General features: G+C 47.4%; 13 protein-coding genes. 7 read left to right on the top strand and 6 right to left on the bottom strand.

The window, feature by feature from the left end; translation table 11 throughout:
- Window positions 1-30 precede the first annotated feature (30 nt).
- A complete protein-coding gene (gabT, locus tag H7F26_RS08580) occupies window positions 31-1,344 on the bottom strand; it encodes a 4-aminobutyrate--2-oxoglutarate transaminase (protein ID WP_011197548.1) in 1,314 nt (437 codons plus the stop codon).
- Window positions 1,345-1,446: 102 nt separating this feature from the next.
- On the opposite strand from gabT, the gene H7F26_RS08575 reads away from it, so the two are divergent.
- Complete coding sequence (locus tag H7F26_RS08575; RefSeq protein ID WP_185855250.1) at window positions 1,447-2,877, top strand: MocR-like transcriptional regulator GabR; 1,431 nt, start codon at window positions 1,447-1,449, stop codon at window positions 2,875-2,877.
- A gap of 64 nt (window positions 2,878-2,941) precedes the next feature.
- Here the strand turns inward: H7F26_RS08575 and H7F26_RS08570 are convergent, their stop codons facing one another.
- On the bottom strand, window positions 2,942-3,238 hold the full coding sequence (locus H7F26_RS08570) for an ArsR/SmtB family transcription factor (RefSeq protein WP_003178955.1): 297 nt from the start codon (window positions 3,236-3,238) through the stop codon (window positions 2,942-2,944).
- Between the two features lie 177 nt (window positions 3,239-3,415).
- Here H7F26_RS08570 and H7F26_RS08565 point away from each other — a divergent pair, with 177 nt between their 5' ends.
- From H7F26_RS08565 to H7F26_RS08545, 5 genes are all read left to right on the top strand, one after another.
- The gene (locus tag H7F26_RS08565) at window positions 3,416-3,703 is read left to right on the top strand and encodes a putative quinol monooxygenase (RefSeq protein WP_003178953.1); all 288 of its coding nucleotides are present in this window, start codon (window positions 3,416-3,418) and stop codon (window positions 3,701-3,703) included.
- Between the two features lie 18 nt (window positions 3,704-3,721).
- Window positions 3,722-4,459 carry an NADPH-dependent oxidoreductase gene (locus H7F26_RS08560; RefSeq protein ID WP_003178951.1) on the top strand — a complete coding sequence of 246 codons (738 nt, stop codon included), beginning with the start codon at window positions 3,722-3,724 and terminating at the stop codon, window positions 4,457-4,459.
- 110 nt (window positions 4,460-4,569) lie between these two features.
- The gene (locus H7F26_RS08555; protein ID WP_009330179.1) at window positions 4,570-5,412 is read left to right on the top strand and encodes an isocitrate lyase/PEP mutase family protein; all 843 of its coding nucleotides are present in this window, start codon (window positions 4,570-4,572) and stop codon (window positions 5,410-5,412) included.
- Between the two features lie 94 nt (window positions 5,413-5,506).
- A complete protein-coding gene (locus H7F26_RS08550) occupies window positions 5,507-6,394 on the top strand; it encodes a TetR/AcrR family transcriptional regulator (protein ID WP_228767661.1) in 888 nt (295 codons plus the stop codon).
- A gap of 11 nt (window positions 6,395-6,405) precedes the next feature.
- Complete coding sequence (locus H7F26_RS08545; protein WP_003178944.1) at window positions 6,406-7,827, top strand: MDR family MFS transporter; 1,422 nt, start codon at window positions 6,406-6,408, stop codon at window positions 7,825-7,827.
- A gap of 168 nt (window positions 7,828-7,995) precedes the next feature.
- Here the strand turns inward: H7F26_RS08545 and H7F26_RS08540 are convergent, their stop codons facing one another.
- Genes H7F26_RS08540 through H7F26_RS08525 form a run of 4 tightly spaced genes read right to left on the bottom strand, consistent with a single transcriptional unit; the run spans window position 7,996 to window position 11,603 of the window.
- Window positions 7,996-8,943: a siderophore ABC transporter substrate-binding protein gene (locus H7F26_RS08540; protein ID WP_003178942.1), complete on the bottom strand. Its 948-nt coding sequence runs from the start codon at window positions 8,941-8,943 to the stop codon at window positions 7,996-7,998.
- Between the two features lie 14 nt (window positions 8,944-8,957).
- Entirely contained in the window at window positions 8,958-9,716 is a 759-nt protein-coding gene (locus H7F26_RS08535) for an iron ABC transporter ATP-binding protein (protein ID WP_003178940.1), read from the bottom strand.
- Window positions 9,716-10,660 (bottom strand): iron chelate uptake ABC transporter family permease subunit, encoded by a 945-nt coding sequence (locus H7F26_RS08530; protein WP_003178939.1) that lies wholly within the window; start codon window positions 10,658-10,660, stop codon window positions 9,716-9,718. Before H7F26_RS08530 ends, H7F26_RS08535 begins: the two co-directional genes overlap by 1 nt.
- Entirely contained in the window at window positions 10,650-11,603 is a 954-nt protein-coding gene (locus H7F26_RS08525; RefSeq protein WP_003178937.1) for an ABC transporter permease, read from the bottom strand. Before H7F26_RS08525 ends, H7F26_RS08530 begins: the two co-directional genes overlap by 11 nt.
- A gap of 276 nt (window positions 11,604-11,879) precedes the next feature.
- Here H7F26_RS08525 and H7F26_RS08520 point away from each other — a divergent pair, with 276 nt between their 5' ends.
- Window positions 11,880-13,241 carry an aspartate kinase gene (locus tag H7F26_RS08520; protein ID WP_009330182.1) on the top strand — a complete coding sequence of 454 codons (1,362 nt, stop codon included), beginning with the start codon at window positions 11,880-11,882 and terminating at the stop codon, window positions 13,239-13,241.
- Window positions 13,242-13,348: the final 107 nt, after the last annotated feature.

Below are 13,348 nucleotides of genomic sequence, written 5' to 3'. Positions count from 1 at the left end.
AATCCGCTCCTTCTTTTAGAAGATGTCAAACTAGAGCTGTTCCAGCGCTTCTTCAATGATGCCGAACCCTTCCTCAAGTAATTCATCAGTAATGACGAGCGGAGACAGAAAACGGATAATGTTGCCGTTGATCCCTGCCGTCAACAAGAGCAGACCGTGTTCATTGGCGTACTTGGCAATCTTGGCCGCAGCTGCTTTGTCCGGCTCCCGCGTCTTTTCGTCCCTGACAATTTCAATCGCAGCCATTGCGCCAAGTCGGCGGACTTCCCCAATCTGCGGATATTTCATCTTCCATTCAAGCGCCCGCTCTTCGATGGCTTTGCCGATTTCTTCAGAGCGCTTGTTGAGCTGTTCCGATTCGATAATATCGAGCACTGCCAAAGCGGCTACGCATCCAAGCGGACTTCCGGCGTAGGTGCCCCCGAGTTCACCCGGATCCGCCGCATCGAGCATTTCCGCCCGGCCGATGACGCCGCTGAGCGGAACGCCGGCAGCCAGCGATTTTGACACTGTCACAAGATCAGGAACGACATCAAAATGCTCAATCGCAAAATATTTGCCCGTTCTGGCAAAGCCTGTTTGAATCTCATCAGCGACAAAAACGATGCCGTGTTTTTGGCAGAAGGCTGCGACATGCTGCACAAACCGTTTTGAAGGAATGATAAAACCGCCTTCTCCCTGTACCGGCTCCATGACGACGCAAGCAACCGTCTCCGGAGCAACAGACGAGACGAAGAAATCGTCAAACGCCTGAATAACCATGTCATCATAGCTTTCATCAGTCATCCCTTCAGGCTTTCTATAGTAGTAAGGAAACGGCGCCTGATATACCTCGGGTGCAAAAGGACCGAATCCGAATTTGTACGGTTTCACCTTGCTCGTCATGCTCATCGTCATGTTTGTGCGTCCGTGGAATCCGCGGGTAAAAGAAACGACGGCTTGACGCTTCGTATATTTTCTGGCGATTTTCACGGCGTTTTCTACGGCTTCCGCACCCGAGTTCAGGAAAATCGCTTTTTTCTCATGGGCGCCCGGCGCAAGCCGGCAAAGCTTTTCCGCCAATTCCAAATAGGCCGGATACATCATGACGTTAAAACCGGGATGGATGAGCTGTTCGGCCTGCCGCTTGACAGCTTCTACAACTTTCGGATGTGAATGCCCGACATTTAATGTGCCGATCGCCCCGGCAAAATCGATAAAACGGCGTCCGTCAATATCATATAAAACGGCACCTTCCCCTTTAGCGGCCAGATGACGATTTCCGTTGGAGACACCCCTTGCCACGAATTGATCCCGTTTGGCCTGCCAATCTTCCGTTGTGAATGCTTTTGTGTTCCGACTCATAAAAAATCTCTCCCCCACTTTTATTTCTTATAATTCTGAATATTTTTTGGTATGATGAAAAGTACCAATCATTAATTTTTGATGGTACCAGAGGGAGGCGCTATGATCACAATACCGATTGACCGCTCCAAGGGCGCGGAATATATTTATCACCAAATCTATCAACGGATTAAACAAGAAATTTTCAGCCGCAACCTTTTGCCGGGGAAAAAGCTCCCATCCAAGCGAGAGCTCGCCGAAACATTGAACGTCAGCATCAATTCGGTCAACGCCGCCTACCAGCAGCTTCTGGCAGAAGGTTATCTTTATTCGCGTGAAAGAAAAGGCTTTTTTGTAGAGCAGATCGAAACGTTCCACGCCAGCCGTCACCCCGGTCCCCTTCAATTGGAAAAAGAACTGGTTGAAGAGCCTGAAAGCAAAGACGGCTGGATCTCGTTTTCCCATATGAGCGTCGATACGGCGCATTTTCCGTTTAAAACATGGCTTCGCTGCGAACAGAAAGCGGTTTCTTCACATGTTGACGAACTCGGAGAAATGACGCACCCGCAAGGCGTCTACGAAGTGCGCCAAACGATCGCACGCTTTATCGCTTTAACGAGAGGCGTCAAATGTCTCCCCGAACAAATCGTGATCAGCGCAGGGACGCAGTCCTTAATTCACACGCTCCAGGACCTTCTCCCCGCCTCAGCCGTCTATGCGATGGAGGAGCCGGGATACAGCCGCATTTATCGACTGCTGAAAAATGAAGGAAAAGAAGTCGCCACGATTCAGCTCGACCATAAAGGAATGCGGATCAGCGAGATTCACCGTCTGAATCCGGACGTTTTATTTGTCACGCCTTCACACCAGTTTCCAACAGGAATCATTATGCCGGTATCGAGGAGGATTCAGCTTTTAAACTGGGTTTCCGACGGGGCAAACCGCTATATTGTGGAAGATGATTATGACAGCGAATTTAAATACGGGAGCGATACGATCCCCGCCCTGCAAAGCCTTGACCGCTCTGAAAAAGTCATCTACATCGGCACTTTTTCAAAATCGCTTCTTCCGGGCCTGAGAATCAGCTATATGGTACTGCCGCAAAAGCTGCTGAAGCGATACAGAAAAAGGCACCATTTCTCGATTCAATCGAGCAGCGTCTTAACGCAGCTCGCCCTGCAGGAACTGATCGAATCGGGGGAGTACCAAAAGCACATTAAGAAAATGAACCAGATTTACGAAAAAAAGCGGACAAGGCTGATCGGAAGCCTTGTCAAACACTTTAACGGCCGGGTCAAAATTAAAGGCGAGAGCGCAGGCCTTCACTTTGTGGCCGATTTTGAAACGGATAGAAGTGAAGAAGAGGTTTTATTAAGAGCAAAGGAAAGGCGGGTCGAGGTTTACGGCATGAGTCGGTTTACGTTAAAGAAAGAGCAGACAAAACATGAAGGAACGGTATCGCTCGTGCTCGGATTCGCCAAAATCGCTGCCGATCAGATCGACGAAGGGACTGCCAAGCTTTATGAAGCGGTATGCGGTGATGAGAAGCTTTAAAAATACCGGCAGGTTCTTTCCTGCCGGTATCAGCCTGGCTTTAAAAAGCCGACATCTGGTCCGTTTACCACCGTTCCTTTTCTACCTTGAGAACCGCCTCGATCAGTCCCGGAAACTGCTCCTCCAATTCCCGTTTGCAGAGGGAGTAATAATGATGCTTCCCTTCGATGCGGACTTTGAGCAGACCCGCTTCCCTCAGCACCTTGAAGTGGTGGGACAGCGTAGACTTTGCAATATTGAGATTTGTGCACGTACCGCACGTTTTCTCGGCTGTGTCAGCCAATGCTTTGACAATCTCAAGCCTGTAAGGATCACTCAAGGCTTGGAGAACGGCTGTTAACTTCATTTCATTTGTTTTCATGGGTTAAATGTATCATAATCCTAACTTCAAGACAATTCATCAAGGAGGCAAATGGGTTGCCGGCAATGCAAGGACATGTTACGATTCAATTGTTCGAAGATTTTCGAACAATCAATTCCCTGTGTATACAACGCACACGAAAAGGAATTCTAAATGACATAATGGAGGTTTGATCCAATGATCGTATTGCAAGCCTATATGAAAGTAAAACCAGAAAAACGAGACGCCTTTCTCGAAAGCGTACAACCGCTTCTTAAACATTCAAGAGCTGAAGCCGGCAATGCCCAGTACCAGCTGTTTGAAGATACCGAACATGCCAATACATTTGTCATGCTTGAGCAATGGAAGGATCAAGACGCGCTTGACGCCCATAATCAGACAGAGCATTTTCAAGCTTTCGTTCAAGCCGCGGGCGACCTTTTATCAGAACCCCTGAATGTGGTTAAAACGCACACAACGGATTAAAGAAAGGATGAGTTTCTAATGAATGAAGTATTGAAAACATTGAAAGACCATAGATCAATCCGCAGCTATACAGATGAGCCCGTGAGCCCTGAACAGCTGGACGACATTATTCAAGCCGTTCAAGCCGCGCCGAATTCCATTAACGGCCAGCAGGTCACCGTGATTACGGTTCAGGATGAGGAACGGAAAAAGAAAATTGCCGAACTGGCCGGCGGACAGGTCTGGATCGAGCAGGCCCCTGTTTTCCTTTTGTTCTGCGCGGACTTCAACCGTGCGAAAATCGCCCTTGAGAAAAACGGCGAAACGCTTGCGATCACAGACGGAATGGAATCCGTGCTTGTCGGAGCTGTCGACGCAGGCATCGCCCTCGGGACGGCCACAGCAGCCGCTGAATCGATGGGACTTGGCACTGTGCCGATCGGCGCGGTCCGCGGCCGTGCAGAAGAGTTGATCAAACTGCTCAATATTCCTGAATACGTCTTCCCTGTCGCAGGACTTGTCGTCGGCCATCCGGCGGACCGCTCCGCCAAAAAGCCGCGCCTCCCGGAACAAGCGGTAAGGCACAGCGAAACGTATCAACCGGATTTAAAACCGCTGATCGACGCGTACGATGAAGAAATATCCGAATACATGACAAAACGGACTAACGGACAGGAAACAAGAAACTGGTCTCAGGGCATATCCGCTTATTACAATAAAGTGTACTATCCTCACATCCGTGAAATGCTTGAGAAACAAGGATTTAAACTCGAATAGATGCTTTAGGCTATCGGTGATCGATAGCCTTTTTCCATGCGTTCCATTCCACATTTCGATGAGCATCGAAGGTCTTTACATTTACACTATGTAAAAAAGGAGTGGAATACATGAAATCATTTGCAAAGTATCAAACATTTCTGGATCTCCATCATCAGTCAGACCCATTCGTTCTGCCAAATGCATGGGATGCAGCCAGCGCCAAAGCATTTCAAAACTGCGGTTTTAAAGCAGTCGGGACAACCAGCGCCGGAATTGCCATGTCCCTCGGCTATCCCGACGGCGAACATCTCCCCTTTGAAACATTGCTTTCCGTACTGAAAACCATCACGGATGCCGTCGATATTCCCGTCAGTGCAGATCTTGAAGCGGGTTACGGCCAAACACCGGAAACAGTCGCTGAAAACGCAAAAAAAGCCGCAGCTGCCGGGGTTGTCGGTATTAATATTGAAGACGGAACGAAAGAACCCTGTCGGCCGCTGTGTGATGAAACATTAATGGAAGAAAAAATAACGGCTGTTAAAAAACTGAACCTTCCTGTTTTAATCAATGCCCGTACGGATGTGTACTGGCTCAATGCTGACGCCCCCGGCTCCCGTCTTCAAGCAGCAGTCCGGCGGGCAAATCGGTACAGTCAAGCAGGCGCGGACTGCATTTTTATCCCCGGAGCCGATGATGCAGGCACCATTGCCGGGCTGAGAAAAGGTATATCCGGGCCGATCAACGTGCTGGCCGGCTCACACACCCCCTCTTTACAGATTCTTTCCGAACTGGGGATTGAAAGGATCAGCTGCGGATCCGCCCCTTTCAGAGCTGCACTGTCACTGGTGAAAAAGATCGGTGAAGACATCATCCGCCGCGGCGCCTTCAATCGTATGACGGACGGCGTGCTTTCATACGGAGAAGCGGCTGATTGGATCAGCCTTCATCGTGACCCAAAACAAAATCGTTGACCGAAACTGTTCGGTCTGTTAATATTTCATTTATGAAAACTCATGGGTTTTTTAGTGACCCATGAGTTTTATCATTGCGAAAGAAGGAGCCGGAATGAACGAAAAAAAAGCAGCAGTCTTAAGGGCCGCCAAAAAGCTGTTTGCCCAAAAAGGCTATCACAATGTTGCAATGCAAGCGATCGCTGAAGAATGCAAAATGTCAAAAGCATCTATTTATAAACTGTTTCAATCTAAAGAAGATCTTCTGCTGGCATTGATCAAGTTCAGAAAGCATGAAATGCTGAACAAAAGCGCCGTCATCAATACGGAAACCTCGCTGACGCCGAAAGAAAGATTCGCTAAAAAAATCGCTTTGGAGATTACGGAATTCAGTGAAAACCGCCAATTTATCAATTTCATCTCCAATGAGGGATCATCTCCGGATACCGCAGTATTTAAAAAGCATCTGAAAGAAACAAAATCAATGATTATCAGCTGGCATAAAGACTCTATCATTCAAGCGTACGGCGAAGAGGTCGAGCCGTTTATATGGGATATCGTCATCATTTTCCACGGGCTGATGAGGGAATTCCTGTTTTTAGTCGGCACTGGAAAAGCGCAGCCTGACGTTAAAACGATTCCGCCATTCATTATGTCAGTTCTGGACCTCTTCATAGAGAAAAAGCTGAACGAAGATCAGAAAAGTTCATTAAATGAAGACATTATTGCCTCCTATTCGAATTTCTCATCATGCTGGGCACCGCCCAAAAAAGAGGAATTGCTTGAAGACCTTTTGCAAAAACTGAAAACCAAGATTTCTTCGCTGTCACAAGACGACTTTGCCGTGACAGAACTGCTGTCAGCGGCAGATTTGCTGAGCGAAGAGCTTTTCAGCAAAGAGCCCCGCACGTATTTAATTAAGGCTCTCCTTGATTACCTTGGAAAAATCGAGGCCATCCAATACGATGTTTCACAAATACAAACGATTAGTATAAAAGAATAAGAGGGATTGATATGAGTACAGGAACTGAACAACAGACATACAACAGAAATATCATCGTAGGTTTGCTTATTGCCGGGGCGTTTATCGCGATCTTGAACCAAACGCTCCTGGTTACCGCACTGCCGCATATTATGGCAGACTTGAACATAGACGCTACAAAAGCTCAATGGCTGACAACGGCGTTCATGCTGACAAACGGGATTCTCATTCCGATTACCGCCTTTTTGATCGAAAAATTCTCGAGCCGCGCGCTCGTCATCGCGGCGATGAGCATCTTTGCGGCGGGAACAGTCGTCGGTGCGGTGGCGCCTAACTTTCCGGTTCTTCTGGCGGCGCGGATCATTCAGGCCGCAGGCGCCGGAATTATGATGCCGCTCATGCAGACGATCTTTTTAACGATTTTCCCGGTTGAAAAACGCGGGGCTGCAATGGGCATGGTCGGCTTGGTGATCGCATTTGCACCGGCCATCGGACCGACATTGTCAGGCTGGATCGTCGACAGCTTTACATGGAGATACTTATTTTATATTATTCTGCCAATTGCACTGATTGATCTTGTGCTTGTCATCTTGCTGATGAAAAACGTCACGAAATTGAGAGAAACATCAGTGGACATCATATCTATTATCCTGTCCAGCCTGGGTTTCGGCGGTTTATTGTACGGCTTCAGCAACGCCGGATCAGAAGGCTGGGGGAGCAATACTGTTTTAATTTCCTTTGCAGTCGGTGCGGTCGCCCTGTTCTTCTTTATCTCTAGACAATTGAAAATCAAAAGGCCGATACTCGAGTTTCGCGTTTTCCAATCGTGGACTTTTACGATAACAACGCTACTTGGTATGATCGTTTTTGCATTAATGATCGGTACTGAGACCATTTTGCCGCTGTACACGCAAAACGTCAGAGACGTGACAGCTTTCGATTCGGGTTTGATGCTTCTGCCGGGCGCGATAGCAATGGGCATCATGTCGCCGATCATCGGCCGGATTTTTGACAAGATCGGCGGAAAAGGCCTTGCGATTATCGGGTTTGCCGTCTTGCTGCTGACGTCCATCCCGTTTGCGGACCTGCAAATGGATACTTCGCTGACATTTATTATCGTCATTTATACGCTGCGGATGATGGGAACTTCCATGATTATGATGCCTCTCACAACGGCGGGCATCAATGCCCTTCCGGCGCACCTCATTCCGCACGGAACAGCGATGAACAATACGATGCGCCAGATCGGCGGTTCGATCGGCACGGCTGTTCTGATTTCCGTCATGAGTAATTCAGCCAAAAACGCCGCGACATCTCATCCGTTAAATGCGCTCATTCACGGCATGAATTCCGCCTTTATCGTGGCCGCTGTCTTGGCGCTGATCGGATTTATCCTTTCGTTTACATTGAAAAAGAAGCCGCAGGCCGACAAACAAGGCCAGCCGGCCCGCTGATCATGTCACGCCAGTTCAATCGAACTGGCGTGTTTTTTTATATTCGCTTAACTGAGTCTGGGGCCCTTGCGGCGTTATGAGCATGAAAACCCGCTTTGCTTCTCTCTGCCCTCTTCTCCTTGAACAGACAAAAAAGGCTGCCGGATAAGAACCGGCAGCCTCGCTCTTTTATTTCAATCCATTTTCGACTTCTTTCACCATTTCAGATACGGATTCAAGGCCTCCGCCTGACAGGTACCAGTAGCCTGGATCAAGGTATGTGATATGGCCGTTTTTATAGGCCTTTGTTGATTTTACAATTTCATTTTCGATGACTTCTTTTGCTGTTCCTTTTTCGCCGATGGCAGCGCTTCGGTCGATGACAAACAGGTAATCAGGATTCTTTTCAGAGATATATTCTGAAGAGACGCTTTGGCCGTGAAGGGAAACCTCGATGTTTTTATCGACAGGTTCAACGCCGAGCACATCGTGGATCAAGCCGAATCTTGAGCCGCTTCCATACGCGCTGATTTGCTTATCGCTCGTTAAGACGACCAATCCTTTGCCGCCTTTTTCTTTCGCCAGCTTGTTGGCTTTCTCTACTTTTTCATCGATTTTCGCAAGGGCTTCTTTGACAGCATCTTCTTTGCCGAAGATTTTTCCAATGTTTTCGGTATTTTCTTTAAAACTGTTCATGTAGTTCTTCTGGTCAAGCTCAATGTCGATCGTCGGAGCGATCTTTTTAAACTCGTCATACTGTTCAGACTGTCTGCCTTCGATGATGATCAAATCAGGCTCAAGCTCAGCAATTTTTTCAAAATCTGGCTCTTTTAGTCCGCCGACGCTTTCAAATTTGCTGTCTTTATATTTTTTCAAGTAAGACGGAAGGGTTTGTTTCGGAAGGCCGACAACGCGGTCGCTTAAGCCAAGCTCATCAAGCGTGTCAAGCATTCCAAAATTGAAGACAACGACTTTTTTCGGGTTTTTCGGTACATCTGTTGTGTCGCTGTTGTGTTTAATTGTGACGGTTTCTTTTTTAGAGGAAGATTTTGCATCTGTGTCAGCAGCTTTGTTTCCGCAGGCGGCTACGACAAGAACGGTTATCAATGCCATAATCAATAAAGATAGTTTTTTCAATTCAGGTCACCTCATCATTTAAAATATACACAGATTTTTTGATCTCCGATTTGTTGGATCGGAATGTCCATATCATAGATGTCTTTCAGCACCGGCGTTTGGATAATGTCTTCCGCCGGCCCCTCTTTTACAATCCGCCCGTTTTTCAGGGCTGCGATTCTGTCGGAATAAACCGAGGCGAAATTAATGTCATGAATGACAATAACGATCGTTTTTCCGCGATTTTCGACAAGGTCTTTCAAGAGCTTCATAATCTCTACTGAGTGTTTCATATCGAGATTATTCAATGGTTCGTCAAGCAATATATAGTCGGTATCCTGAGCAATGACCATCGCGATGAAAGCGCGCTGGCACTGGCCGCCGCTTAACTGATCAAGGTGTTTATGCTCAATGTCTCTCAGCTTCATGTAATCAATCGCTTCATCGACATATGCCCAGTCCTCTTTCGAGAGCCTTCCCTGTGAATAAGGAAACCTGCCGAAGCTGACGAGCTCCCTGACAGTCAGCCTGATGTTGATCTGGTTGGACTGCTTTAAAATGCTGATTTTTTTTGCTAAATCATTGCTTTTGTAAGCGCCGATTTCTTTGCCGTCAATCAGCACTTTTCCGGCGTCCATGCCGATCAGCCTGCTGATGATGGACAAAAGCGTGCTTTTTCCCGCTCCGTTCGGTCCGATGAAGGACGTGATCATTCCTTTTTGTATCGTTAAAGTCGTGGGATGAACAACGGTCTGCTCTCCGAATTGTTTCATGATATCTCGTACTTCTATCATTATTTACGCTCCTTCAGCAACAGGTAAATAAAATAAATCCCGCCGATAAAATCAATGATCACCACGAGCGTCACCGTTAAACCAAACAGCTTTTCAACAATGAACTGGCCTCCGACAAGCGCAATGATGCTGAACAAAACCGCTCCGGGAATCAGGACGCTGTGCTTATACGTTTTAAATACCTCCCGGGCCACATTGACGACGAGAAGCCCCAAAAATGTGATCGGACCCACGAGGGCAGTAGACACGGAAACGAGAACGGCGACGACGATCAGCATTTTCTTCACCGTCCGGTCGTAATCGATTCCGAGGTTGACGGCTTGATCCCTGCCGAGCGAAATCACGTCAAAGTACGGATTAAACCGCCAAGCGTAAACGAGAATCGCCAGAATGACGAGCGAAGCAAGCACTAAAATGTCCGTATTCAAATTGTTGAAGCTGGCAAACATCTTGTTTTGAACGACTTGGAACTCGTTCGGATCGATCAGCATCTGCATAAAGGATGACAGGCTTCTGAACAATGTGCCGAACACGATTCCAACGAGCAGCAGCAGGAAGATGTGCCTTCCCCCGCGGCGGAACATCAGGAAAAACAGCACAAATGAAAAGCAGACCATCAAACCGGTAGACAATAGAAAATTGCCGTTTTTGCCAAGGTCAGCGAGTTTGGCTGCACCGAAAAAGAAAATAATCCCGGTTTGCAGCAGAACATAGAGAGAATCGAGTCCGAGGATGCTCGGCGTCAAAATTCTGTTGTTTGTGATCGTTTGGAAAATCATCGACGAATACGCAATCGCTGTACCGACAATGATGATCGCAAAAACCTTGGCAAACCTCCGCGGAAGCGCATATTCCCATACAGACGGCAAACCGTAGAACAGAAACAGCCCGATGCAGACTGCTGCTATCACGATGAGTACAAGCATTTTCTGTTTATGACGCATAGGCTTTTCTCCTTAAAAGCAAGTAAAGAAAAACGCCGCTCCCGATGATGCCGACCATCAAACCAACCGAAATTTCGTACGGGTAAATGACGAGACGTCCCGCTATATCGCAAAACAAGACGAAAACGGCTCCGAGAACCGCCGTGTGAGGCAGGCTGTTTTTCAAATGATCTCCCCTGTAAATGGACACGATGTTCGGGATGATCAATCCCAAAAAGGGAAGCGTGCCGATCGTCAGGATGACGACGGACGAAATAATAGATACGATGATCAGCCCGATATTGACCACCCGCTTGTATTTCAAACCAAGATTGATGGAAAATGACTCCCCCATCCCGGCCAACGTGAATTTATTGGCGAACAGATAGGCAATGATAACGAGCGGTATACTCAGAAATAAGAGCTCATACCTCCCCTTCATGACGAGCGAAAAATTCCCTTCAAACCATGCATTGACGTTTTGAATAATATTGTACTGATAAGCCATGAAAGTAGAGATGGCGCTGACAACGCTCCCGAGCATCATTCCGACGAGAGGGATGAAAATCGCATCTTTGAACTTGATTCTGTCCAAAATTTTGACGAACAAAAAGCTGCCAAACAGTGCAAAAACAAAGGCAAACAGTATTTTGACTACTATCCCTGCAGACGAAAAAAGCACGATCGCAATGATCACGCCGAGCCGAGCCCAATCCATCGTTCCAGCGGTGGTTGGTGAAACAAATTTATTGCGCGTCAGCTGCTGCATGATCAGCCCGCAGATGCTCAAGCTCATTCCCGCAAGCACGATGCTGATCAAGCGCGGGATTCTGCTTATGTAAAGCGTTTGAATTTCGTCCTCATTAAAGCGGAAAAGGTCAAGAGGCGAAAGCTCCTTAACGCCGATGAATATCGAGCTGAATGAAAGAATGATGAGCATTAGCAATAAGTATCGTAATTTCATGCTGCAGTAGCCTCCTTGCACAACAAAGCAACCCCTCCGCCGACGTTAATGATTATCATTATCAATAAGGGCCTTTATATATCTTACCATTTTTTCTGACATAGTCAATAAGATTAATAGATACAAAGGTTGAAGTCATGCGATTTCCCCATGATGAGTCCTCCTCAAAAACACATTTGTTCTTTCCTGAAAGAAAAACCTTGATTCTTCTTGTAAAAAGCGCAATAATTAAAATTAAATTTATTTCGAAAATTTAAACTTTAGGAGATGTAACAAATGAAAGTCGTTAAATTTGGAGGCAGCTCGCTCGCATCAGGAGCCCAGCTAGAGAAAGTATTTCAAATCGTCACTTCCGATCCGGAAAGGAGGGCCGTCGTCGTATCGGCACCCGGAAAACGGCATCCCGAGGATACGAAAGTAACTGACCTGTTAATCGAATGCGCCCAACAGTACTTATTATCGAAAGAAGCAACCGGCCTGGTTGAGGCGATTGTCGGACGGTATGCCGATATCGCGCTAGAGCTCGGGCTTGCCGATGACGTGATCAACCGGATCCGGGCAGACCTGCTTCAGCTGCTCGAAGGTGATAAAACAAATCCGGAACGGTTTATTGATGCGATCAAAGCAAGCGGCGAAGATAACAATGCCAAACTGGTAGCGGCCTACTTCAGGCACCGGGGAGTTGAAGCACATTATGTCAGTCCAAAAGACGCCGGGCTGTTCGTGACGAGCGAACCCGGCAACGCACAAGTGCTGCCCGAGTCCTACGACAATCTGTTTCAGCTGAGACAGCAAAAGGGCATCATTATCTTTCCCGGCTTCTTCGGATTCAGCCAGGAAGGAGAAGTGATGACGTTTTCGCGCAGCGGCTCTGACATTACGGGCTCCATTTTAGCGAATGGATTGAAAGCCGAGTTGTATGAAAACTTCACTGACGTTGACGCCGTTTATTCTGTCAACCCGGCGATCGTATCCAACCCGAAAGAAATCCGCGAGCTGACATACCGGGAAATGAGAGAGCTGTCGTATGCCGGCTTTTCCGTCTTTCATGATGAAGCATTGATTCCTGCTTTCCGGGCGCGCATACCGGTTCAGATCAAAAATACAAACAACCCGGACGCGGAAGGGACAAGAGTTGTCGCCACACGCGACAACACGAACGGACCTGTCGTCGGGATCGCCGGCGACAGCGGATTTTGCAGCATTTACATCAGCAAATATTTGATGAACCGAGAAATCGGCTTCGGCCGCCGCGTCCTGCAAATCCTTGAAGATGAAGAGCTGACGTATGAACACATTCCGTCCGGCATTGACGATATTACGATCATTTTAAGGCAGAATCAAATGGATCAAGCAGCAGAAAAACGGATGATCAAACGGATCAAGGAAGAGTTGGATGCTGATGAAGTAGCGATTGAACACAATATTGCCCTGATCATGGTCGTCGGCGAAGCCATGCGCCATAACGTCGGAACGACGGCAAGAGCGTCAAAAGCATTGTCTGAAGCCGGCGTCAACATCGAAATGATCAACCAGGGCTCCTCGGAAGTCAGCATGATGTTCGGCGTTAAGGAAGCTCAGGAAAAACAAGCGGTCCGCGCATTATACCAGGAATTTTTCGCAAAAGTTCTCGTTTAAAAAAACCCCTTTTTTATGGGGTTTTTTTGTTGTCAGAAAATATCCCCTTCCCTTAAAATACCTGCCATAAATTGATTCACAAAACCGTTTTGAAAGCCGATATGTAA

Source organism: Bacillus sp. PAMC28748, from assembly GCF_014250415.1.
Classification (GTDB): Bacteria; Bacillota; Bacilli; order Bacillales; family Bacillaceae; genus Bacillus; species Bacillus licheniformis.
This window is presented reverse-complemented; position numbering and strand designations above follow the sequence as displayed.

Excerpts from the sequence above, each read along its gene's own strand:
- gabT (WP_011197548.1), bottom strand. The coding sequence starts at position 1,344 with ATGAGTCGGAACACAAAAGCATTCACAACGGAAGATTGGCAGGCCAAA.
- H7F26_RS08575 (WP_185855250.1), top strand. The coding sequence starts at position 1,447 with ATGATCACAATACCGATTGACCGCTCCAAGGGCGCGGAATATATTTAT.
- H7F26_RS08570 (WP_003178955.1), bottom strand. The coding sequence starts at position 3,238 with ATGAAAACAAATGAAATGAAGTTAACAGCCGTTCTCCAAGCCTTGAGT.
- H7F26_RS08565 (WP_003178953.1), top strand. The coding sequence starts at position 3,416 with ATGATCGTATTGCAAGCCTATATGAAAGTAAAACCAGAAAAACGAGAC.
- H7F26_RS08560 (WP_003178951.1), top strand. The coding sequence starts at position 3,722 with ATGAATGAAGTATTGAAAACATTGAAAGACCATAGATCAATCCGCAGC.
- H7F26_RS08555 (WP_009330179.1), top strand. The coding sequence starts at position 4,570 with ATGAAATCATTTGCAAAGTATCAAACATTTCTGGATCTCCATCATCAG.
- H7F26_RS08550 (WP_228767661.1), top strand. The coding sequence starts at position 5,507 with ATGAACGAAAAAAAAGCAGCAGTCTTAAGGGCCGCCAAAAAGCTGTTT.
- H7F26_RS08545 (WP_003178944.1), top strand. The coding sequence starts at position 6,406 with ATGAGTACAGGAACTGAACAACAGACATACAACAGAAATATCATCGTA.
- H7F26_RS08535 (WP_003178940.1), bottom strand. The coding sequence starts at position 9,716 with ATGATAGAAGTACGAGATATCATGAAACAATTCGGAGAGCAGACCGTT.
- H7F26_RS08530 (WP_003178939.1), bottom strand. The coding sequence starts at position 10,660 with ATGCGTCATAAACAGAAAATGCTTGTACTCATCGTGATAGCAGCAGTC.
- H7F26_RS08525 (WP_003178937.1), bottom strand. The coding sequence starts at position 11,603 with ATGAAATTACGATACTTATTGCTAATGCTCATCATTCTTTCATTCAGC.
- H7F26_RS08520 (WP_009330182.1), top strand. The coding sequence starts at position 11,880 with ATGAAAGTCGTTAAATTTGGAGGCAGCTCGCTCGCATCAGGAGCCCAG.